This window comes from Paenibacillus sp. FSL H3-0333 (assembly GCF_038002805.1).
Lineage (GTDB): Bacteria > Bacillota > Bacilli > Paenibacillales > Paenibacillaceae > Paenibacillus_AQ > Paenibacillus_AQ silagei.
Genome location: NZ_JBBODG010000001.1, coordinates 2,357,087 through 2,379,246, shown reverse-complemented (window position 1 = coordinate 2,379,246; position 22,160 = coordinate 2,357,087). Strand labels below are relative to the sequence as shown.

At 58.3% G+C, this 22,160-nt stretch carries 10 protein-coding genes; all 10 read right to left on the bottom strand.

The window, feature by feature from the left end; genetic code table 11:
- Window positions 1–44 precede the first annotated feature (44 nt).
- The 10 genes from MHH78_RS10555 to MHH78_RS10510 all read right to left on the bottom strand — a co-directional run bounded on the left by MHH78_RS10555 (window position 45) and on the right by MHH78_RS10510 (window position 22,141).
- On the bottom strand, window positions 45–404 hold the full coding sequence (locus MHH78_RS10555; RefSeq protein WP_076075810.1) for a histidine triad nucleotide-binding protein: 360 nt from the start codon (window positions 402–404) through the stop codon (window positions 45–47).
- 1,041 nt (window positions 405–1,445) lie between these two features.
- Window positions 1,446–5,138, bottom strand: coding sequence for an AAA family ATPase (locus tag MHH78_RS10550; RefSeq protein ID WP_341167371.1), 3,693 nt, complete (start codon window positions 5,136–5,138; stop codon window positions 1,446–1,448).
- 1 nt (window position 5,139) lies between these two features.
- Window positions 5,140–6,321, bottom strand: a complete 1,182-nt coding sequence (locus tag MHH78_RS10545) for an exonuclease SbcCD subunit D (RefSeq protein WP_341167370.1) — start codon at window positions 6,319–6,321, stop codon at window positions 5,140–5,142.
- Window positions 6,322–6,481: 160 nt separating this feature from the next.
- The gene (locus MHH78_RS10540) at window positions 6,482–10,666 is read right to left on the bottom strand and encodes a UvrD-helicase domain-containing protein (RefSeq protein ID WP_341167369.1); all 4,185 of its coding nucleotides are present in this window, start codon (window positions 10,664–10,666) and stop codon (window positions 6,482–6,484) included.
- Window positions 10,663–14,223: a helicase-exonuclease AddAB subunit AddB gene (gene addB / locus MHH78_RS10535; protein ID WP_341167368.1), complete on the bottom strand. Its 3,561-nt coding sequence runs from the start codon at window positions 14,221–14,223 to the stop codon at window positions 10,663–10,665. Before addB ends, MHH78_RS10540 begins: the two co-directional genes overlap by 4 nt.
- A 528-nt stretch (window positions 14,224–14,751) precedes the next feature.
- Window positions 14,752–16,737, bottom strand: coding sequence for an alginate lyase family protein (locus MHH78_RS10530; protein WP_341167367.1), 1,986 nt, complete (start codon window positions 16,735–16,737; stop codon window positions 14,752–14,754).
- A complete protein-coding gene (locus MHH78_RS10525) occupies window positions 16,734–17,069 on the bottom strand; it encodes a cupin domain-containing protein (RefSeq protein WP_341167366.1) in 336 nt (111 codons plus the stop codon). Before MHH78_RS10525 ends, MHH78_RS10530 begins: the two co-directional genes overlap by 4 nt.
- Window positions 17,070–17,205: 136 nt before the next feature.
- Window positions 17,206–18,624 carry an ABC transporter substrate-binding protein gene (locus MHH78_RS10520; protein WP_341167365.1) on the bottom strand — a complete coding sequence of 473 codons (1,419 nt, stop codon included), beginning with the start codon at window positions 18,622–18,624 and terminating at the stop codon, window positions 17,206–17,208.
- Window positions 18,625–18,769: 145 nt separating this feature from the next.
- Window positions 18,770–20,377, bottom strand: a complete 1,608-nt coding sequence (locus tag MHH78_RS10515; protein WP_341167364.1) for a response regulator — start codon at window positions 20,375–20,377, stop codon at window positions 18,770–18,772.
- Window positions 20,378–20,386: 9 nt separating this feature from the next.
- A complete protein-coding gene (locus MHH78_RS10510) occupies window positions 20,387–22,141 on the bottom strand; it encodes a sensor histidine kinase (RefSeq protein ID WP_341167363.1) in 1,755 nt (584 codons plus the stop codon).
- Window positions 22,142–22,160 lie beyond the last annotated feature (19 nt).

The following is a 22,160-nucleotide window of genomic DNA, read 5'->3' as shown; positions in this document are numbered from 1 at the left end:
GTTATTCTTTTTTCAGCCGGGCTGTACATAGTTGCATTGCTTACTTAGGCATGAGAACTGGAGTTCCCCGTAAGGGCACCAAGCTTGGCTCCGCCCAGCAGATGATAATGCAGATGCGGCACTGCCATCCCGCTGTCCGGACCGCAATTATTAATCAGCCGGTAGCCGGTATCGGCAATTCCGAGCTCTGCGGCAAGCTGCTGTGCTACGGCATGAATCTCGCCAATCAGCGGCAGATCCTCAGGCGTAACCTCATTCATGGAAGCGATGTATTTCTTCGGGATAATCAGCACATGCACAGGGGCGGCAGGCTCAATATCGTGGAACGCCAGAATCCGCTCATTCTCGAACACCTTTTTGGACGGGATTACACCTTCGATAATTTTGCTGAATACAGTTTCCATACCACGCTTCCTCCCAAAAAATTTGTAATGCAGAAGCTTGCATCCGGCACTTTCCGCAGCACAGGCTGAGATAACAGACACGAACCTAACTGTTATTCGTGCAACGGCCACACGCCACTCACAGGCGATGATCCGTCAATACAGCTAGAGCTCTGCGGGGCGCACACGCCTGAAGATCATCGGGCTTCCGGCCTGATCGGCTTCGCGACAAATTTCAATTTATGGAACTAATCATACAGGATGTTGAGCAATTACGAAAGGCGAAAGGCTATATTCTGGTGAAATCAGATGTTCGGCGCGGCTTATGCTGGGATTGTGAGGGAAAGTGGGCGGGCGGCGATGTATGGGGGAGCTGAGGTGGGAGCAGCAGAGAGTATAGGAGCAGGTAAACAAGCAGGGATCAGGATATCAGGTGGGGGCGGATCAGGGGAGCAGAGATCGAAGTGTCATGATAACAGAGGGTTATGGATCAGGGGCAGGGGGTGGATGATCACGATAACAGGGGGTGTAGGGAGGGAGGGCTGTATTATAACAGGGTGGCACATTGTGTTCGGTTTTTCGTCTACATTCGATCCGGGAAAACCTTCATTAGCACAATTGGACCTGTAACCCTTCGCTGTAGCATAATGTATTCGGTTTTCCGCAAACATATGGTTCTGGAATACGTTCAATAGCACAACTGCTCCTCTAACCCTCGCTGTGGCATAATGTATTCGCTTTTTCGCATATATTTGGCTATTTACACGCCTACTAGCTCATTGTGTTCGGTTTTTCGCATACGTTTTGTTCGATTGCCTTAAAGGAGGGTGCTCCCTCCTTGGGGTAGGACCGCTGCTAATTTTGAGTGTGGACCCAAAAAAAGACAAAAAAAAGGAAACACCCTTCACAACTCATATGAGCTGCTTCGGCGGCGGACGTATGAGAAGGAGTTCATTCCCTGTCATACGTCCGCCGAGGTGTTTCAAATAATGTCGGCTTAGCTGTATTATAACAGGGGGTTGGAGGTGTATCTGTGATTCTCATCACAACCAACCCCATCTTTCACATTTTTTCCAAAAGAATGGTTGAACCCCCGCCGCCCTGCTCTGCAGGAACCACAATCAGCTTACGCGGCAGGCGGGCCCGAAGCTCAGGAACATGGCTGATGATGCCCACAGACAATTGGTCATTATGCAGTCTCTCCAGTGAAGTGATAACGGTGTCGAGCAGATCCGGGTCCAGGGTGCCAAAGCCCTCATCCAGGAAAAAGAATTGCAGCGGGTATTGTCCGCGCAGCTGAATCTGGGCTGACAGGGCAAGCGCCAGCGACAGGGAGGTCAGGAAGGTCTCTCCCCCGGATAACGTGGACACAGGACGTCTAACGCCGCCGTTCCCGTCATCCCGGATGACGAAGCCCCCGCCTGAATCCACCTCCAATGCATAACGCTGCTTGCTCAGGAACCGTAGACGCTGTGACGCAGCCTGGCATACCTGCATCAGCTGCTCCTCTGCAATATACTCCACAAAGGCGTTGCCGCGCAGTACGGTCTGCAGCTTGGATAGACGCTCCTGCATCGCCGCATGTCCGGCCCGCTTGTCCTCCAGCTCTACCCAGCGGATATGGCGCTGCTGCAGATCCTCCAGATCCCGCTCTGCCCGTGCACGGGCCTGAAGCGAGGCTTCATCCTCCTCTTTGCATCTCAGCAGCGTTTCCTGGCTCTCCTGCCATTCTTCACTGCTGAGCACAGCTCCAGCCAGCTTCTCTTCAATACTCCGCAGCTGCAGCAGGCACTCCGCCTCTTCTTCGCGGTAGGACTTCACACGCTCGGCAGCCTGTGCCCGTTCTCCGGTCTCCAGCGATGAGGCCTCCACTTCTGCGGCCGAAGCGAACGGCGAAGACTGCAGACTCTCCTCCCACTGGGCGGCGGCGGCGGTATAATGCTCCTGCGCCGATTCTTCCGCCTGGCGGGCTACCGCAGCTTCACGGGTCTGCTGCTGCGCCTTGTCCGCTGCCCGGCGGTGTTCCTGCCGGCTGCGTTCCAGCGCAGTCTGCAGCTCCAGCAATCTGCGTTCACACCCGGCCAGCAGTTCCCCGGCAGGCCGGCCGCCGGTCCCTTCGCGAAGGCGCTGCTCTTTATCGCGGGCAAGCGCCTCTTTGCCTTCAAGCTGCGCATCCCACTGCGCCAGCTCCTTGTCCAGCCCGGCCTGCTGCTCGTTCAGCGTCTGCACGGCGAGGCTTTTCTCGTCCAGGAACTTGACGCTGATCTCCAGCCGGCTGCGGATCTCCTCGGCGCGTTCATCCTTGCCAAGCATCTCCTGATACGTTCTCTCCGCTTCCTCCGGGGCAAGCTCCGGGAAGAGACGGCTCCATTCCTCCCTTAGCTTGCTGGCTGAAGCAGCCAGCTCCTCTGCCTTGGCAGACAGTCCCTGCAGCCAGGTCTTCTCCGCTTCGGCACCTGCCGCTTCCTTGTGATACACCTGCTCCAGCTCCTGCAGGGAACGCTGCCAGTCCGAAGCCGCGCGGCGCAGCTCTGCGGAGCGGCTTCGGAGCGCGGCCAGCTGATCATTCAAGGCAGACAACCGGCCATCCAGCGCGGATAAGGCTTGTTCATCCGGAAGCTGCGCGGTTACCATGGAGTCGTGAGACTCCGAGGCCGAGGTGCTTAAAGAATCAGGTTCGGCGTGGAAGCCGGAACTGTCCAGAGAGTCAGATGCTGTATAAGAACCGGAACTGCTTGGGAACTTGGAAGCCTCAAGAGACTCTGAAGTGTTTAAGGAATCTGAAGCGGCGTGGGACTCGGAATTGCTGAGAGTGACAGATCCGGCATCCGAACCGGAACTGCTTGAGAGCTTGGGTGCGGGTGCGGCGTAGGAAGTAATGCTTGCCGTCTTGTCCGCAGCCGCCTCTGCCCCGGCGGCGCCAGCGGCAGACTGGTGCAGCGCCTCTTCGGACGCGGCTCCCGCTAGCCCAGCGAGCCACGAGCTGTCCTGCTCCAGCAGGCTGCGCAGCAGATGGCGCGTCTCCAGCGCCTGCCGGGCCTGAGCGCGGACATGGCGGAGCCTATTGTCCAGCTCCTCAGGGTCCCCCTGCTTCTGAACAAGCGCAGGGGAGGGGTGATGCTCGCTGCCGCATACCGGGCAGGGAACCCCTTCCTGGAGTTCACCGGCGAGCGCCTGCGAGAGCCGGTGAACCTCCTGCTCCTTCAGCGCAGCCTCCAGCGCGCTGATGTGCCCCTCCAGGCGGCCGGCAGCGTCTCCCGCTGCCCCTTCGGCCGTCCGCAGCTCTTCCTGGTGCAGGGCGGCGGCGGCCAGCAGCTCCCCGCGCCCGGCATCCAGCGCCTGCCGCCGGGACCCGGCGGCGGCCAGCCGCACTTCCGCCGCTGCGAGCACCGCCGCGCGGCCCTGGCGCTCACGTTCTGCCGATTCCCGCTGGGCCTCGGCAGAACGCAGTCCCTGCAGTCTCTGCATGGCTTCCTGCAGAGACTGCCGCTCCTGGGAGCGGACCGCCAGCGGCTGCAGGCTCTGCTGCAGCTCGTGCTGTTTCTTTTGGCCGCGGGCCAAAAGCTCACGCTCCCGGGCCAGGCTCTCCCGCCCGGCGGCCAGGCCCCGGGCGGCTTCCTCGCGGCGCGCCTGCAGCGCCGCCCGCTCGCTGTGCAGTGCGCCGAGCTCGGCCTCCAGCTCGAGCGCGCGCCGGTACCGGCCCTCCTCCTCGCGGAGGGCCGGCTCGCCTGCGGACAGCGCGGCCTGGGCCGCTGCTTCCGCTTCCGCCCCGGCTGCCGCCTCCTGCACGGCGGCGGCGGCCAAGGCCTCAAGGCCCCCGGCGCGTGCCGCCCGGGCCTTCCAGGCCTCCTCCGCGCTGCGCCAGGCCTTCAGCGCGGGCAATCTGCGCTCGGCCTCGTCCGCCTTGCCGAGCTTCTGCTCCAGGAGGAGGATCTGCTCCTCCTGGGCCAGCAGAGCCTGCCGCTGCGACTCGCGGCGGGCCCGTTCCTCCTGCAGCTCGCGGATGCGGGCGAAGCGCTCGGCGCGCTCCGCAGCCTGCGTGAGCCGCCCCCGGCAATCCGCCGCATGACGGATCGCCTCCTGCACACGGACGGCGGCCGCTTCCACGTCTGCCTTGCCCGCACTGCCCAGCCCCTGCTGCTCGGCCTCCAGAGCGCGCAGTGCCGCCTCGTTCTCCTTGACGCGGCGGCTCAGCTTCAGTGCCAGCCCGTCGCCGTACTGTTCCAGATGGAACAGACGCTGGAGCATCTGCCTGCGGTCCACGCCCCGCAGCGACAGGAACTCGGCGAATTTGCCCTGCGGCAGCACAACGGCTCGGGTAAAGTCGTCCATCTTCAGCCCGATGTGCTCTTCGACACAGCGCGTAACGTCTGCCAGCTTGTCGGCCATCACAAAATCCCCGTCCGCCTTGACCTCGATGAACCGGCTGATCGTATTGCTGACCGACTGCTCCCCGGTGCGTTTGAACTTCCGTTCCACGCGGTAGCGACGCGCCCCGGAAGAGGAGTTCAGCTCGAAGGTGAAGGCCACGCTGAGCTGGTCCTCAGAATGGTTCATAATCCCCTGGGTTCCGTTCACGGCGCGCTCCACTTTACCGTACATCGCCAGTGTAATCGCGTCCAGCAGACTGGATTTGCCGCTGCCCGTCGGCCCGAAGATCCCGAACAGCCCCGTCTCGGTCAGGCTGGCAAAATCAATCTCCTGCTCCGCCCGGTAACTCTGCAGCCCTGATAATTTCAACAATATCGGCTTCAAATCAGTTCTCCTCCCCTTCCGCAGCTTCATGCCGCTCTTCTTCCGCCAGCTCCAGGAACAGCTCAATCAGGCTGTCATCCGGCTCCGCACCGCCGGTCTGGCGCTGATAGAACCTGCGGAACAGCTCCTGTACCGGCATGCGGGAGCGGGACATCTCTTCCAGCTCCTGCTCCATCTGCGGATAGATCGGCCGGATATGGACGATGCCTTCCCGTGACTTGCGCAGCCGCTGGATATCATTCATGGACATGGCCTCGGTCAGCCGTAGCTCCAGATCAATGAATGCTCCTTCATCCCTGCCCTCATCCAGCCAGCCGTAGACCTCCTGCAATCCGCCCGCAGATCTCCAGTTCACCAGCGGCCGCCCGCAGGAGAGATAGATTTCCTCGAACACCGGCTCCCCGCCGGGTGCGACATCAATCATGGCCACCGACTTGGCCTGGCCTGCCTCAGAGAAGCTGTATGCCAGCGGGGAGCCGCTATAGCGGATCATCCCCTCGCCCTTGACCCGCTGGGCGCGGTGAAGATGTCCGAGTGCCGTATACTGCGCTCCGCAAGAGAGTGCCGAAGGATCAACGGTATAAGCGCCGCCGACCTGAATCGGCCGTTCAGAGTCACTCTCCACACCCCCCAGCACATAGATATGGCTCATCGCCAGATTGACGGTCTGCGGGGTGAACTCGCGTCCAAGCAGATTCATCAGCCGCCCTACCCGGGCGCTGTAAGCCAGCCTCAGCTCAGCCTCTCCGCTGTCTCCGGCAAGCAGTTCGCCCAGCCGGGCTTCGGAGGGGTAAGGGAGCGCAGCGATTTTGGCAACCTCGCCGGTTCTGGCCGCATGCACCGTGACCGGTTCCGAAGTCGGCATTCCAACGAGCGTAATCCCCTGCCTGCGGACAAGCGGGGACACGGAAGCTACGCGCTCCGGCTGGTCGTGATTGCCCGAAATAACCACCAGCGGACGGCCGCCTGCCGTCAGTCTGGCCGCCACTTCGTAGAACAGCTGCTCTGCCGCAGCCGGAGGATTGACCGAATCATAGACATCCCCCGCCATCAGAATCAGATCCGCCCCGGAGGAGTCGGCTATCATAACCAGCTCATCCACGAACTGCTCCTGCTCCTTCTGCCGGCTTCGGCCCTCCAGCGTCCGCCCCAGATGCCAGTCTCCCGTATGCAATATGCGCATTTCCGCCCTCTTTTCCCCGCCTGTCTGCGGCAATCATAGATTCATCTAACGAAATTTCTATCCAAACTTACCTCTCGCAATTATTCACCTGCGGCTGCTCCTGGTCATCGGCCAGTAATCCTGTACGGACTACAACCTTCCTGCGCTAAATAACCACCGCTCACAATCTCACAGCATGTCCGCCGTCGAAAAAGTACAGCCACACCTCGCTGACCGGCTCGCCCAGAATATCCAGCAGCGCCTTGCTGTACAGCTCCAACTGGAAACGGTATTTGTCCGACAGCCGTGTAAGCCCGTCTCCGTGCGGAGGGATATGATCTGTTTTGTAATCCAGCAGAATCAGCCGCCCCTCTTCCCGGAACAGGCAATCAATCACCCCTTGAATTAGCACCGTCTCTGCAAAATCACCGCCGCCGCGTTCATCCGCAAGTCCGGCAGCCGCTTCGTCCAGATAGTCAAGCCCCCGGTAGGCTTCACCGGCTGGCATCGTGTAGCTGAAGGGCTGTTCTCTGGTCTTCCAGGCAGAGTGGAAAAGTCTGTGGCCCAGCTCACTCCGGCAGAACTGCTCAACTTCCTCCAGCACCACCGCATCTGCCTGTTCCTTGCTAAGGATAGCAAGCCTTACAAGACGCGCAAGCGTAGCCTCCAGCACAGACCGGTCTACCGGCTCATCCAGAGGAATATGCTGCATCACCGTATGGTAAGCCGTTCCACGCTCTGCAGGCGTGAGTCCCCGCTTTTCCATGAATTTCGGCCGCTGGAGATGCAGGCTGTCCCTATACCCGCGTTCACTCCGTTCGTCCGGTCCACCCGGGAGCTTCCGCTCCTCCAGCTGGTCGTAAGACGGCTGCTCCTGCATCGATAATAATCCCTTGAGCTCGGTAACCGAGGTCTTAGCAGGGATGCTTGACGCTGCCGCATACCGGTAAGTCCAGCCCAGTCTCTCTGCAATCTGCGCAGCTGCCGGGGTCTCAGGTGTTGACACCGCCCTGCCCCTGCGGAGCGCCTCCAGCATCACCCGGCGTTGTTCGTTTTTGTCCTGATCGCCATCCCCGGCAAGAAAAGCGCCCGGGCTAAGCTCCGCCGCACCAGTCACCGTAATGCTCCAGTTCGACTCATCACCATGCAGCACCGTGGATACCGGGCCCTCACTGCCTGCCAGCTTACGCAGAATAGCAGCGGCAGGGTGACGGATCAGCGCCGGTCCCACCCAGTCCAGATAACTGCGGCCCCGGGCCAGCAGGTGATCCGCCAGCAGCAGCTCCTCGCGGCCCTGCATCGCTGCCCAGCCCGAAACCGTGCGCGGCAGATCTCTGACCGTGCCGACCAGAATCATTTTGTCGCGCGGACGGGTCAGTCCGACATAGAGCACACGCATCTCCTCAGCGAGCAGCTCCAGCCGCGAACGGCGGTTAATCGCCAGATAGGGCAGTGTCGGGTAGCTGACCCGGGTCTCCCGCTCCACGAAGCGCGGCCCGAAGCCAAGCTCCTTGTGCATCAGGAATGGAGAATGCAGATCCTGACGGTTGAACATTTTGGCCATACCTGCCAGGAAGACAACAGGGAACTCCAGACCCTTGGACTTGTGGATCGTCATAATTCTGACGCCCCCGGCCTCCTCGCTGCTTCCTCCGGCAACCCCCAGATCGCCGCCGTTCTCTCTCAGCCGTGAGATGAATACCAGGAAGCGGAATAGCCCTCTGGCCGAGGTCTCGTTCTCGAATTGAACAGCCCGGTCATACAGCGCCTTCAGATTGTTCTGGCGCTGAAAGCCTCCGGGAAGCCCTCCGACCCACTCCAGATACCCGCTCTCCCGGTAGATCCTCCAGATCAGCTCGCTTAAGCTTCCTTGCCGGGCAGCATTTCTCCAGTTCTCCAGCCTATCCAGGAAGGACTTAAGCTTACGCTGCAGCGTAAGCGGAATATCCCGCAGCGCCGCCGAAGCATCGGTTCCGTCAGTTATACCTTCCTGTACACTCTCATTTCCTGACGATGGCGTAAGCTCTGACGCGGCGGCTGTCTCTCCGGCTGTGTCACCGGTACCGGCACCCTGCCCCGCCAGCAGCGCAGACTCCCGGAACAGGTCTGACGAATTATTCCGCAGTGCTCCCCCTGCTTCAGAGGCCGCAACCAGCGCATCGTAGAACGTCCCTCTGCTGCACAGCCGCACCTTCGCCAGCTCCTCCTCGCGAAGATTCACTACCGGTGAGCGCAGTACTCCGGCCAGGGGAATGTCCTGTCGGGGATTATCGACAATCTGCAGCAGGGAGAGGGCAATCTCCACCTCGGTAGCCTGAAAATACCCCTTGTTCTGGTCCCCGTATGCCGGAATACCTTCACCCCGCAGCTCCTCAATCATCAGCGGCGTCCATACCCGGGCCGAACGCAGCAGAATGACAATGTCGCCGTATACCACGGGACGCATGATCCGCAGTCCTTTATCATAGATCAGCAGCGGCTCACCGCCGGTCATTCCCGTCATCTGTGAGATACGCCGGGCAATGGCCCGTGCTTCCAGCTGCGCCGTCTCACTCTCGGCAGCCTCCAGCTCCAGAAGGGGCAGCTCATCGCCCTCTGCCGCTTCGTCCGCCGGACCCGGGGCTGAGGCTCCCTTGTCGATCAGCAACAGCTCCGGCGTAAAATAAGTATCCGGACCTTTCTCCGCAGCTCCCGGAAAGTTCGCTCCGTACACCAGCTCTGCCCGCTCATCATAACTGATCTCCGCGACGTTGCTGTCCATGATCTGCCGGAAGACCATATTCACCGCATTCACCACTTCTAGCCTGCTGCGGAAATTGCGGGCCAGATCGATGACGAGACCATCTTCCCGTTCCTCCTGTCCCGGATCAGCCCCCGACCAGCCATCTGCCTCAACGACATGCAGGGTGCTACCTGCACTGTCTCCGTAGGATGGATCATTACTGAACCTGCGGTATTTATCCAGGAACAGTCCCGGCTCCGCCAGGCGGAACCGGTATATACTCTGCTTCATATCCCCGACCATGAAACGGTTGCCGGGGAATTCCCGGGAAATCAGCCGGACAATCTCCTCTTGTACACTGTTAGTATCCTGATATTCATCCAGCAGCACTTCGTCGAACTGGCTGCGGTACTCCATCGCCGCATCCGACGGCAGCGAATGCCCCGGCTGCGAGTCCGGATGGCGCAGAATCTGCAGGCAGTAATGCTCCAGATCACTGAAATCCACCAGCCCCCGGCCCGCCTTCTCCAGCCTGTAGCGCTCGCCGAACGCGATTACGGTCTCCGCCAGCTCCTGCATCAGCGGAGCCGCCGTATGTAGTTCACTCAGGAAGGATTCCGACGGACGGCCGAACAGGGATTTTTGCAGCTCGAGCAGGCTCTTCTTCACCTGATCCCGGATTGCCTTAACGCTCTCCTGAAGCAGCGGATCAGTGGCATCCTTCTTGCAGGGCTTCAGCTTCCCGAAGGAGATCTCCATGAAGATATCATACAATCCGGCCCAGGGCTGTGAGTCCACCGCGTCCAGCAGGCCTTGCGCCATCTCCAGATCGGCAGCAAGATTCTCCGCGTAAGGCGCCGGACCGCCGGGTTGAAGCGCAATGTCACGCCCCTGCTCCAGCTGGCTGACCGCCCCCTTCAGCGTCAGCCTGGCTTCGGCAAGAATGCTCTGCACCCAAGGCGTATGGCTCAGAGCCTCAGCATCCGGCAGCGCAAAGTCGGCTGCGGTATCCCGCAGCCACTGCGCAGGCCAGGGATGGCTGCGCGCGAAATCATGCAGCCGCTGAATCAGCGAATGCACCGCATCATCGCTCCGTTCACCGCTGAACCAGTCTGCGAGCTGCACGAACAGGGTATCTTCCCCGTCCTCAGCAACCTCGCCGTATTTCTCTTCCAGCAGCTCTTCCAGCAGCTCCTGGCGCATCATCTCCGCCTCATGCTCATTCAGGATACGGAAGCCGGGATCGATCGGGATCATCTGGTAATACCGGCGGATTACTTCAAGGCAGAAGGAATGCAGTGTGGTAATGGAAGCTCTGCCCAGGAGGGCAAGCTGGCGGCGCAGATATTCATTCCCGCCTTCACTGTCCTCCTCCAGCTTACGCTCCAGCGCTTCCCGGATACGCTGGCGCATCTCGGAGGCGGCAGCCTTGGTAAATGTTGCCACCAGCAGCCGGTCCACACTGAAGCCCGCTTCCTCATTACTGATCTTGCGGATAATCCGCTCGACGAGAACCGCCGTTTTGCCGGAACCGGCTGCCGCTGCCACGAGAATATCGCTGCCGCTCTCGGCAATAGCGCGCCACTGGTCGTCACTCCACAGACTACCTTCCGGCTTCGTTTCGGGTACAGGTCTTGTGCTCACAGCTTCTCTCCTCCTTTGCGGGACAGCAGATCCCAGATCACTTCTTTGCCCGGCTTACTTAGAATGTTATAGCTATTGCCCTCCACCGCTTCATCGAACTGGCAGACGGGGCGGAAGGAGCAGAAGGTACAGGCCGTTTCCTGCTGGATGCGGTAAGGCTGTATCGCCACATCCCCCTCCGTAATGCTGGTCCCGATCTCCGAGATCGTGCTGCGCACCGAGGACCGCAGCTGCCCCCACTGCTCTGGGGTAGCTACAGATGCGCTGCTGTAGAAGCTGCCGTCACTCTTCAGCGCAACCGGAACAATAGAGGAATACCCTTTGTCTAGTGTGGTATCCATCAGCGAGACCACCTCGCGGTCGGCGGTCAGCAGGCCCTTCATCTTGAAGCGCTTCATCAGCTCCTGCTCCGCCTGCTCCCGGTTCATTCCGTTGGCTGAGGTCAGGAGCGGATCATGAACGTGGAAATAGAGCGCCCCGGCAGGCAGTGCTTCCTGGCCGAGCCATTGCTCGGAATAGGTCAGCAGCACATCAAGGTACGTTAACATCTGCAGCGACAATCCATAGTAGACCTCATGCAGCTTGAGATCCTTCTGGCTTGATTTGTAGTCGATCACCCGCAGCAGAATACCCTGTTCCCCTTCAGCCTTATCCACCCGGTCAATCCGGCCGACCACCTCCATGACACAACCGTTGGGCAGTGTAATTCTCAGCGGAGGCAGCTCCTGCCCAGGGCCGAAATCCAGCTCCAGCCCGACCGGCTCGAAGCTCCCGCGCCGCGAATGCTCCCCGAGGATGACCGAAGCGCGGCCGACAATATTCTTCAGCTTGCGCGAGATATAGCCGTAGCGCTTGCTGCTCATCAGAATCTCTCCCTGTAACAGCGGAGACAGCTTATCCACTGTCGCCCCTGCCTCACGACGGCATTCCTCCGCAGTCATGCTGCCCCAGCTGCGGCCTTGCTCCTGCAGCCGCTTCGCCATTTCACTAAGGGCCGCATGGAAAAGCTGCCCGATATCTGGAGCTTGGAGCTTATAGAGCTGTCGCTCCTTCAGCCTCAGCCCGTAAGAAGCGAAATGAGAGAAGGAGCAGGCAACGAACCGTTCCATCCGTGACACGCTGCCGCGCAGCGTAGAGCCGCCATACAGGCGCAGGCTGGTCTCCTTCTTCAGCCGTATGCCTTCATTGCGGTAGAACAGCGAGCCGAGCAGCCGCTCCAGCTTCAGCTTCATGGACAGATCCGCATGGCGGTATTCCGCTGCCTGTTCATCCGCAGGCTTGTCTGCGCCCTGCTCCGCCGCAAACCAGTTATAGACCTCCCACCACATGCCGGGTATCTCTGCCCCTTGACGCCACTGGCGGAGCTGAAGTAGCAGCATGCGGAGCGTCTGCTCAGGATGGCCGATGAAGTCCATATGGACAGCGTCGTCATCATTGCCGCTCTGCGGGAAGCCGGAGAGGAATTGTTCATCTAACTGCTGCGGGAACATTCCCTGCAGCTGGCGGATGACCTCCGAAGGCAGCAGCGCCTTCCCCTCATCGTCAGCTACAGCATAGCTGATCCACAGCTTCCTGCTGGCCGTCGTAAGCGCATTGTAGATCAGGAAGCGCTCATCCAGCAGCTTCCGGGAGGAGCCCGGCGCAAGCTCCATACCGGACTTCTCCAGCAGGAGACGTTCCCCTTCTGAAAGAATGCCGTCTTCCTTGAACTGCGCCGGAACCACTCCTTCGTTGAAACCGAGCAGGAAGGCGTACTTCACCCCCGACACCCGGGTACGGTCCATCGTACCTACCAGCACCTGGTCAAGTGCGGGCGGGACGAGCCCCATCTTAAGCTCTGCCAGCCCGGTCTCCAGCACCCCGGCGAACAGGCTGAATTCTATCCGTTCCTTGCCCATCATCTCGGCAATCTGGTCCAGCAGACCCAGAACAGCGCCCCAGAGCTGGCTATGCTCCCGGGCGGCTTCCGGGCGGCCTTGCTTCAGAGACTCCGCTCCCATCCCTTCAAGCTTGCGTGCCGCTTCCGTATCCTCCAGAAGCAGATATACCGCCTTGCACAGTTCCAGGCCACTGCGGCTGGCTTTGATTCTCTGCTCAAATGCCTGCAGCGGTTCCGCAACCGCCTTCCGGCAGGCCTCCATCCTTGCCAGCATCGCTTCATCTACAGCTTCACTGCCCTCCAGGGAGAGGCGCGGAATCCCCTTCCAGGAGCGCCCGTTCGTCCAGCGCGAGCCGTGAATGCCGCAGGCCAGCACGTAGTTCTCCAGCTCATCCATATGCGCGCGGGTAATGCTTCCGTCCAGCGGCAGCAGCAGCTCGGTCTTCACGCAGCGGAACACATCTTCATAACGCCAGCGGCGGCGGACGACATCCAGGGCCGAGCGGATGAATTCCACCAGCGGATGATGCAGCTCACTCTGCTTCTGGTCCAGGAAGAACGGAACGCCGAAGTCCTGAAATAACGGGGCAATCAGCGGCTCATAATCAGCCATATTGCGCATGAATACCGCCATTTCCCCATATTTGGCTCCCGATTCTCTGGCCAGGGCCTGCATCTCGCGCAGCACGCCCTCCACCTCGGTGCGGCGTGAAGCCGCAGCCCGGATGCTGATGGCTTCCTTCACCTGTTCAGCCGGTCCCGTCCAGGAATGCCGGCGCTGTAATCCGCGCTCCAGATGGGCGAGTACGGGACTGTCCTTGAACCTTGGCAGGACGGGCGGAGCCAGCAGCTCATCCCATACGGTAAGTCCCATCTCCTCCGCTATTCCCCGCAGCTTAATGTAAGTAACCGCCGCCGGATGGAACAGCTCCAGCTCATGCGGGGCAACGCCCGGCGGATAGATCCGGTCCAGTGTTAACGCAATGGTCATTGTGTCCGCGTACTGCATCAGCTCACGCAAGACGATGAATTCCTGGTTGCTGAAGCCGTGGAAGCCGTCCACCCAGATCTCGGCGCCGCGGATATAGGCAGAGTCCGCAATATGCTCAGCCAGTTCGGCCAGTCTGTCCTCTTCATCTATATAGAGCTGTGACATCTCCTGGTCCAGCTCGCTGAAGACGAGATGCAGATCATCCAGCTTCCCGGCCAGAATAGGGCTGCCCAGCGTGGCATCCCGCATTCTGCCGATCTGCTCCTCCAGGTCTCCGGCTCCCAGAGCGCAGCGTTTCAGCTCTGTATGCAGACTGCTGAGCCGCTCCACAAATCCCGGCCGGTCCGAGGAAGCCCCGAACAGCTTCAGCTCCTCCTTGCGCTTGCTGATAATCTTGTAGATCAGCATCTTCTTGCCTTCTTCACTGATAGGCAGACTTGCGCTGCCGCCGGTCTCCTGCTTCACCCGGTAGGCAAGCCGAGAGAAGCTGAGCGTCTGGGCGCGCAGACTTCCCTTCACGCCGCCCGCCGCCAGCAGCCCCCGTTCCGCTCCGAACGATCCCTGCTCGGGAACAAGTATAATGATTGGGGCCCCCAGCGGCTCTGCCTTCAGCCTGGAGGATACCCGCTCCCATATTGTAGTCGTCTTGCCGCTGCCCGAGCGGCCGATGATGAAGTTAACCGTCATTTCAGCAGACTCCTTCCGTTGAACCCTGGCACTCAATGCAATACCAGAATCTATGAAACTTCTCGTCTCAATAGTATAGCATACCTCCACCGCACGCTCCAGAACGTACGTTTGCCATTGTTTGCAAATGCAGAAATAAAGAAGACTCTCCCGGAGCCGCGCAAACGGCGGACGGAAGAGTCTGAATAAATCATGTAAATTAGGTCTCAAGCCTTACAGTTACTGCTGCAACTCCTCCCAAGTGAAGGGCAAGACAGGGATAGTTGTAGAATGTACACTTAAAAGCAGCGGAACAGCATACTTTTCTCGTATAGCTGTAGTCTGTGCAACTAGATCTGCCCAAAGAGGCAAGAACCGGCAATACGTGAATATTTTATTGTACGAAATATACCTAAACAGGTAATCGATTAGACATCGGATGTTTTAGTTGTACAAAGTGCATTTAAGCCTATCGCAGCCGGAAAACGGGCAACGGAGAAGTCTTATCTGTTAATATCCTTATCTTTAATAACTTCCAGCACAAAATGCTTATTCCTTCCGCTCCGTCCAGCCCAGGGTGTCCGGGCCGATTACAATTGTGCCGCTCGCATCTCCGTATACATAGGACAGCTCGACCCGCCGCCGCTCCGCATCCACCACGCAGGTGCTCACGTGCAGCGGACTGCTGCCGTCCGCCGTATCGCCAGGCAGGCACAGCGTCAGAATTCCAGCCTTGCCAGCCCAAGCCGCCCGGCCCTCTACTACCGGAATCTCCGATTTGGAGCCGTAGACCTCCGATACCCAGCCCTGCTCCTTACTCACCGTGAACTGTTCATCCTTCAGGCCGCTGGTCATCCAGCTCATATTCAGCTTCACTGTAGAGCCGGGATAGACCACGGTTGCTGTAGGTTGTGCGGCTCCGGCTGCGACTTCGGGTTCTCCGGCTCTGGTCACGGCTTCTCCAGCCGCTCCGGCTTCGGAAGACAGCTCCAGCACCGCCTCCGGGTGCAGATGGAACCGCTGCTCCAGCTCATGTTCGCCATCCGCCTCCAGCCAGTCGGCAATCAGCAGCAGCGGCACCTCCACGCCCAGCAGCACCCAGCGCCGGTGCATTACCGGACCGGGAAGACGGATGTATCCGTCATGCGCGGCATCAATGAAGTGGTAACGGCTGTTGCTCTCCCAGCGGAACGTGCTGGCCTTAGCCACAGGCTCGCCCCATTGCTGGGTAGAGATATACGGCGTCTGATCCAACCCGTCTATGGTAATAGTGTTGTGTGCCCGGGTGCTTTTGAAATAACGGCGCCATTCCCCTTCCTCATAGGTGTACCTCCCGGTATCGGTGAAGAGCAATTGCCCGTTCCACATCCACTCCAGATTCAGCGCATCGGCATGACCGTGCGCTCCGCCCATCTCTGCGGCATCGAAGAACAGATACTGCTGCGGATCCCGCATCACATAATACCCGGTCTGCACAAAAGCCACGCTGCTCACCGAAGGCGCAGACTCCGCCTGCAGCTGCACACACCGCTCATACGCCTCGGCTCCCAGCAGCCAGAGGCATTCTGCATTGCCCGTGCCGCGTCCAACCAATGCATCATCCTTCAGAATAGCACCCAGCAGCGTCAGCCGCTTGCGGCCGCTGCTAATCCAGTCGGAATCGCCGATCCCGGTGGACTGGTGATCCGGGCGGACCAGCGCTTCGGTGAACGCGGCCATCTTGCGGAGCTGCCCGCCGTACCAGGCAGAGAACGGGTGGCCGGATAACGCGCCCAGCAGATAAGGCGTCCCGAACATCTCAATGGCCGCATCATGATAATGGGTGGTCAGCTCAATCTGAATCCCTTCCGGCCCGACCTGATGCAAAAGGCACAGCTCCAGGCGCTCCCCGGCCAGCTGCCGCCAATACGGTGCGCGCGGATGCCCGTGATGGAAGACAGCAATCATATAGAGGCCTTGCATATGCATAATCGCATGATTGATCTCCGTGCGGCCCAGGTAACGGGTCAGAAATTCAGCATGCTCCGCAAGCCCCTCCAGCAGCTCACTGCGGAAGTGTCCATCCAGCAGCGGGCTGTCCTCCATATATTTGTACGCAGAGATCCAGGACTGCACCCGCAGGCCGGTCTCCAGCAGACGCCATGGACCCAGCTTCTGGAAAAAGACCGCTTCCTCATACGACGGAATCACAGGAACCGGGTTCTGCTCGCGCCAGCTGCGGAAATGCTGCATAAAGGCCGTAACGTATTCCGGCTTGCCATTCATCAGATAGGCCTTGCCCAGATCCAGCATATGCCAGTGGCGGTTGATGCCCCAGGTGAATTCGGGGTCGTTCGTAGGATTATGCAGCCAGTCTGCTACCGGCTTGCCCAGCGGAATCCAGCGGCTCAGATCACCGGTATAAGGAATAATGAATTCATTGTTCACGGCATGCTCGGCAATCTGGACCGAGTTCTGCGCCTCGATGGGGAAATGACGGGCATAATAAGCGGCAGCACTGCGCAGCTCAGGTGCACTCAGATAATAATCCTTCATTCCTGCTTCTCCAGGAAGTCCTCACGGAACGGATTGAACACATCCAGAATCACGGAATCCTCCAGTGCTTTCACACCATGCGGAATATTATAGCCGGCATAGAAGCTGTCGCCCGCCTTCAAAATACGCGTCTCCTCCCCGACCTTGACCTCAAAGCTGCCCTTCACAATATAGCTGATCTGCTCATGCGCATCATGGGAATGAACCTCCCCGATGCCGCCTTTGGCGAAGGAAACCTCGACCATCATCAGTGATCCGCCCCTTGCCAGCAGGGTGCGTGAACTGCTCTCATTCAGAACCGTCTTTGCGGCTTGGCTATTCTCTATAATCATTTTGGATCTGCTCCTCTCTTTAAAAATCCCCACAAAGTGGGGCCTTGCTCCGATGTTTACTCAGGTACTTTGCGGGGGGCCCCAAAACAAAGCGGCCGAATCTATCATGCATCGGCCGCCACCTGAACCTTACCTCTTATTCTTCGGTGGATAATTTACCCTGCAGCTTCGATGCGTCAAAGCTTGGATCGGCCACAATATCCGTTGCACCGGAGGCTCTTGCTTTCTCTAATGAAGCATTATACCGGGTATCCAGGTCTTTGATAATGCTGTCCACATCGCCGCCGGTGAAAACGAATGCCGAGAACGCATCGCTCCATTTACTGCCTTCCAGTGACCCTTCTGTAATGGTCAGCGGGTTCGCCGGATAAATCGCGTCATAACGCTTCGGCAGGAAGCCTTCAATGCCGGGAATGCTTGGTTTTTTGCCGGAGCTGATCACTGTAGGGATCAGGGAGATGCCGTAGCCTTTTTCATAATACTCGCTCTGCAGGCTGTCGCTGTACACATACTCCATGAACTTCCACGCTGCTTCCTTATGCGTGCTGTCTGCGCTGATGCCGATGTAGGAGCCGCCGATGATCTGCGATGCACCCTTAATCGTTCCGTCCGTAGTCGGTACAGCAACGGCAGCCCAATTAGCGGTGGTCGGGAACTGGTCTTTGTAGACGCCGGGCTCTGCGGAGTGGTTAATGTACATGCCGATTTTGCCTTGGGCGAACTGCGCACGCAGCGGATCGATATCCAGGCTCTCTACGCCCGGCAGCATGCTGCCGTCTTCGTTCATCTGACGCAGCGCCAGCGCAATATCCTTGTACATGCTGAAGTCGAATTGTCCGGTCTTGTAATTGTAGCCGTCAATGCCGGTATTGTTGCTCGCGCCAGCTACGGTATTGGATGCACGCCAGAAGCCGCTTGAGCTCTTGAACGGACTGGCAAAGCCATATATGCCGTCCTTTTTGCCGGTTTCGGTAATCTTTTTGGCGGCAGCAACCATCTCGTCCAGAGTTTTTGGCGGATTCTCAATGCCCGCTTGCTTGAAGATATCTTTATTATAGATCAGTCTCCAGATCTGTCCGGTGTTGGGCAGGGTATAGGTCTTGCCGTCCACGGTATTCTTGTTCTCCAGCAGGCTGTCCTTGAAGGTCTCCTTCATCTCACTGCTCATATAATCATTGATCGGGGCCATGTAGCCTTTTTTGTAATAGGTCTGGAAGTCATTAATCTGAAGCACATCAGGAGCCTGCTTACTGGCAAAAGCGATATCTACCGCCTGCGGATAATTGTCCCCCATCACGGTCATTTCCACTTCGATGTTATCCTTGTTCGTCTTGTTGAACTCCTCAATCTTGGATTTCATGAAATCGGCGTCGTGACGGTCGGGTGTCCAGTAGAGGATTTTGGTTTTGCCGCCGCTTGCTGCCCCGTTATCTCCCTTGGTGTCCGCCGGTTTGCTGTTACTTGCCGCGGGCTCCTTATTGCTGTCGGCAGCGCAGCCGGCCAGACTGAGTGCCAGCACTGTACTCATTGTTGCAACAACCCATTTTTTATCCATCGTTATGCCCCCTTGTGCTTGTCCTGACAGCCTGCAATCGGCTATCTGTTAACGTAATCATAATGGTTCCGCTTTCAGTGGGGTGAGGGACATTCTAACTTTGTAAGGGGGGAAAAATGCTTGTCCCTGTTCCTTCGGCTCCTCCTTATTTCAGGTATTTCTGCCGGAACGCTGTGGGCGTAAGTCCGCAGTATTTTTTGAACAGGCCGCTGAAATACGGGCGGTCCTCATAGCCGAGCATCAGGGAAATCTCCTGCACCTGCGCCCCGGCAATCAGCAGCTCCTTCGCCCGCTCCATCCGCAGCTTGGTAATATACTGAATCAGCGTCATGCCTGTCTCCTTCTTGAAGGCGCCTGCGAAATAGCTCGGGCTGAGATGGACGGCCTGCGCGCAGCTGTTCAGGGTCAGATTCTCCTCCAGATGCAGCCGGATATATTCTCTGGCCCGGTTAATGGACTGCGTTACATCACGGAACTGCTTGCTATCGACGAATTCGCAGCCCATGCTGGCGAAGTGATTGATATAGCTTTTCCACCCGCCAAAGGTTAAAGAACGGTTCTCCTCAAGCGCCGTCAAGTCAGCCTCCAGCTGTATGCGCTCCTCTTCCGTGATTTCATCACAGAACGCCCGGTACATAGCGAAGGTCAGCCCGGACAACAGACGGACCATCGATAGCGGATCAGGATATCTGCCGGAGAGGGTCCACCGCCGGAAGATCTCGCCGATGATCTCATGACAGCCTTCTTCATTGCCGGATTTGAGCGCGTACAGCAGCTCCTTCACCTTCTCCTCAGGATAGTCCGGGGCTGCGCGGTTCTCCGGGTCCAGCTCTGTGAAGCGGAAGATACAATTCCCCTCACTGTAAAAGCGGTAGCCCAGCGCTTTGGCCGCATGCACGAAGGAGGCCCTGATCTCACGCGGTCCCCGTGCCGCTGTGCCAAGGCCGATCGAAACGGTATTCTTGCTGTATTTCTCCACATTCTCACGGCACAGCTCCAGCAGCGCTGCCGTATCCATGGCCTCCGGCGGATTAAAGATCGCGGCCAGCCGCTGTCTGCTCTCGCGCAGTACAACGCCGCGCGTGTGCATTTTCAGCGTCTCGTCCAGGATGTTCTTGATCGCAAAAGGAATGATCTCACTGTCATCCAGATGCAAGGTGTACCCGTATTCGGTATAACAGTCCAGCTCAATAGCCATCACCAGCAGATTGCCGGCATCCAGGTCGATGCCGAGCTCCTGCCAGCGGCTGTCACTCAGGCTGATATTGGTCTCCTGGCGCAGCAGAGCGGTGAGATAATCCTGGCGCAGCTGCGCATGGCTGGCCATCATCTTCTGCTCCATTTGATGTATCTGCTCTGCTCTCGCCCGATCTTCTTCAATAGTCTGCTTCACCTTCAGCACAGCGTCCACAATCTCCGGCTGGGTGAACGGCTTCAGCAAATAGTTGGAGGCGCCCAGCTTGATCGCCTCCTGCGCATAGCTGAAATCCGAATACCCGCTGATGAATATGAATTCGGCCCGCAGCTTCGCTTCGGCAGCCCGTTTCATGAGCTCAAGACCGCTGAGCTTCGGCATACGGATATCGCTGATTACGATGTCGGGGTCCTTCTCCAGCAGCAGCTCCCAGCCCTGCTCACCGTTGCCGGCGGTACCCGCCACCTCGATTCCATGATCCGCCCACGGGATCGTTGAAGCAATTCCTTTGACGACAGTCTGAATATCATCCATTACGCACAAGGTCAATGGGTTCATGGCAGCCTCCTAGAGGATCGGTATCGTGACGGTTACAGTTGTAGCGATATCGGGAATGCTGCTGAAGGCAATCGATGCAGATTCACCGTAATGCAGGCTGAGCCTGCTGCGCAGGTTGGGCAAGGCATATCCCCTGCGCTCCGCTTCGGTGCCGTTCACCGCATTCGCAAGCTGAGCGGCATCCATGCCGCAGCCGTTGTCCGTGACCCTCAGAATCAGGAATCCGGCAGCGCGGTAGATGCGGATCTCAATTCTGCCTAGCTCCGCTTTGTCGCGGAAGCCATGCAGAATTGAATTTTCCACCAGTGGCTGAAGCAGAATCTTCAACATCCGCACGGACAGGCAGGCATCATCCTCCACCTCAATCGTATAAGTGAACAGATTCTCATAGCACTTCTGCTGGAGCTGCAAATACTGCCGGACATGCTGGACCTCCTGCTGGAGGGTCGTAATATCGTTCCCGTTGTTCAGCCCCAGGCGGAAGAGGAGCGACAAGGCGACGATCATCTCGCTGACATCGCTTTTCTCGCCATTCTCGCTTTTCCAGAAGATCGTATTCAGCGTGTTGTATAAGAAATGAGGGTCCACCTGTGCCTGTAACGCCTTGACCTCCGACTTGCGCTTCTCCTGCTCCGAGGTCCGCACCTCCTGAATCAGAACCTGAATCTGGTCCAGCATCCGGTTGAACTTATGGCCCACGGCGCTCACCTCATCCTCATACCGGCTCTGAAACCGTACATCCAGGTCGTTATACTCTACCTCTACCATCAAACGCTGCAGCTTGTTGAGCGGCCCCAGCAGTGCAGAGGCGAGCAGGTTAGACAAGGCCAACGCGACCACGGTACAGATCAGCATAATCCAGAAGATCAGCCAGCGGATCTGCTTCAGCGGCTGCAGCAGGTCCGCTTTGGACTGAATGCTGACCATGACCCAGTCCTCATTCATTGACAGCGTGCTGTAATTGACGAGCAACTCCTCGCTGGAGGCATTGATATAGTTGAAATCGCCAGCCGTCCCTTGGTTGAACCGGCTGACGAAATTCTGCTCCGTATTGAACGCGTAGGTCTGCGTCTCCGGCCGGATGACCATCGATCCATCCTTTTGCAGCAAAAAGAGCTGAACCTGATTATTCATCAGATCCTGCTCCAGGATGGACCTCATCGCCTCCTCCTTCATGTTCACAACCATATAGACGTCCGGGAAATTATGATTGTCAATTACCGTTGGCTTCAGCAGCAAAGAGAGCACCCGGCTCTTCGACTGAAACAGCTCGCTCTGATGCGCCCCCAGCCACAGGGTATTCCAGCCCGGCCGCTCCAGATAGCTCCCGTACTTCTCCTTGAAGTTAGTCTTCCGTTCGGGGAAATCCTTAGTGGAGTAAAAATCGCCAATCGGCGTACTGAGATAGGTCGTATCAATCAGCGGCTCCACCAGCTTAAGCTGGTCAAAGGAGGTCTGCAGCAACGACAGATTCTGATAATAATGAGCGGAATTATTGTTGCTGACATCCTTCATCACTTGACCAAAGCTTTCGCCCAGCATCAGGGAAAAGGAAGAAACCACGATATGCCGGAGATGCTCGTCCATCACCTGAACGGATTTGTTCAGAATGCCTTGCTTCAGCTCAAGTGCACTGCCCTGGATGCTGCGCGCCGCGAAGAGATACGAGCCGACTCCGGTTACACTGATACAGAGAATGGCGAGGAAGATGTACAGCACCTGAATTCTTTTCTTCAAAGACTGCTTGTAGAAACCGAGTTTCATCCGTGAACCACTCCTTGCC

Bases quoted from the DNA above. Each gene is read 5' to 3' on its own strand.
- MHH78_RS10555 (WP_076075810.1), bottom strand. From the start codon at position 404: ATGGAAACTGTATTCAGCAAAATTATCGAAGGTGTAATCCCGTCCAAA.
- MHH78_RS10545 (WP_341167370.1), bottom strand. From the start codon at position 6,321: ATGCGCATATTGCATACGGGAGACTGGCATCTGGGGCGGACGCTGGAG.
- addB (WP_341167368.1), bottom strand. From the start codon at position 14,223: ATGACGGTTAACTTCATCATCGGCCGCTCGGGCAGCGGCAAGACGACT.
- MHH78_RS10530 (WP_341167367.1), bottom strand. From the start codon at position 16,737: ATGAAGGATTATTATCTGAGTGCACCTGAGCTGCGCAGTGCTGCCGCT.
- MHH78_RS10525 (WP_341167366.1), bottom strand. From the start codon at position 17,069: ATGATTATAGAGAATAGCCAAGCCGCAAAGACGGTTCTGAATGAGAGC.
- MHH78_RS10520 (WP_341167365.1), bottom strand. From the start codon at position 18,624: ATGGATAAAAAATGGGTTGTTGCAACAATGAGTACAGTGCTGGCACTC.
- MHH78_RS10515 (WP_341167364.1), bottom strand. From the start codon at position 20,377: ATGAACCCATTGACCTTGTGCGTAATGGATGATATTCAGACTGTCGTC.
- MHH78_RS10510 (WP_341167363.1), bottom strand. From the start codon at position 22,141: ATGAAACTCGGTTTCTACAAGCAGTCTTTGAAGAAAAGAATTCAGGTG.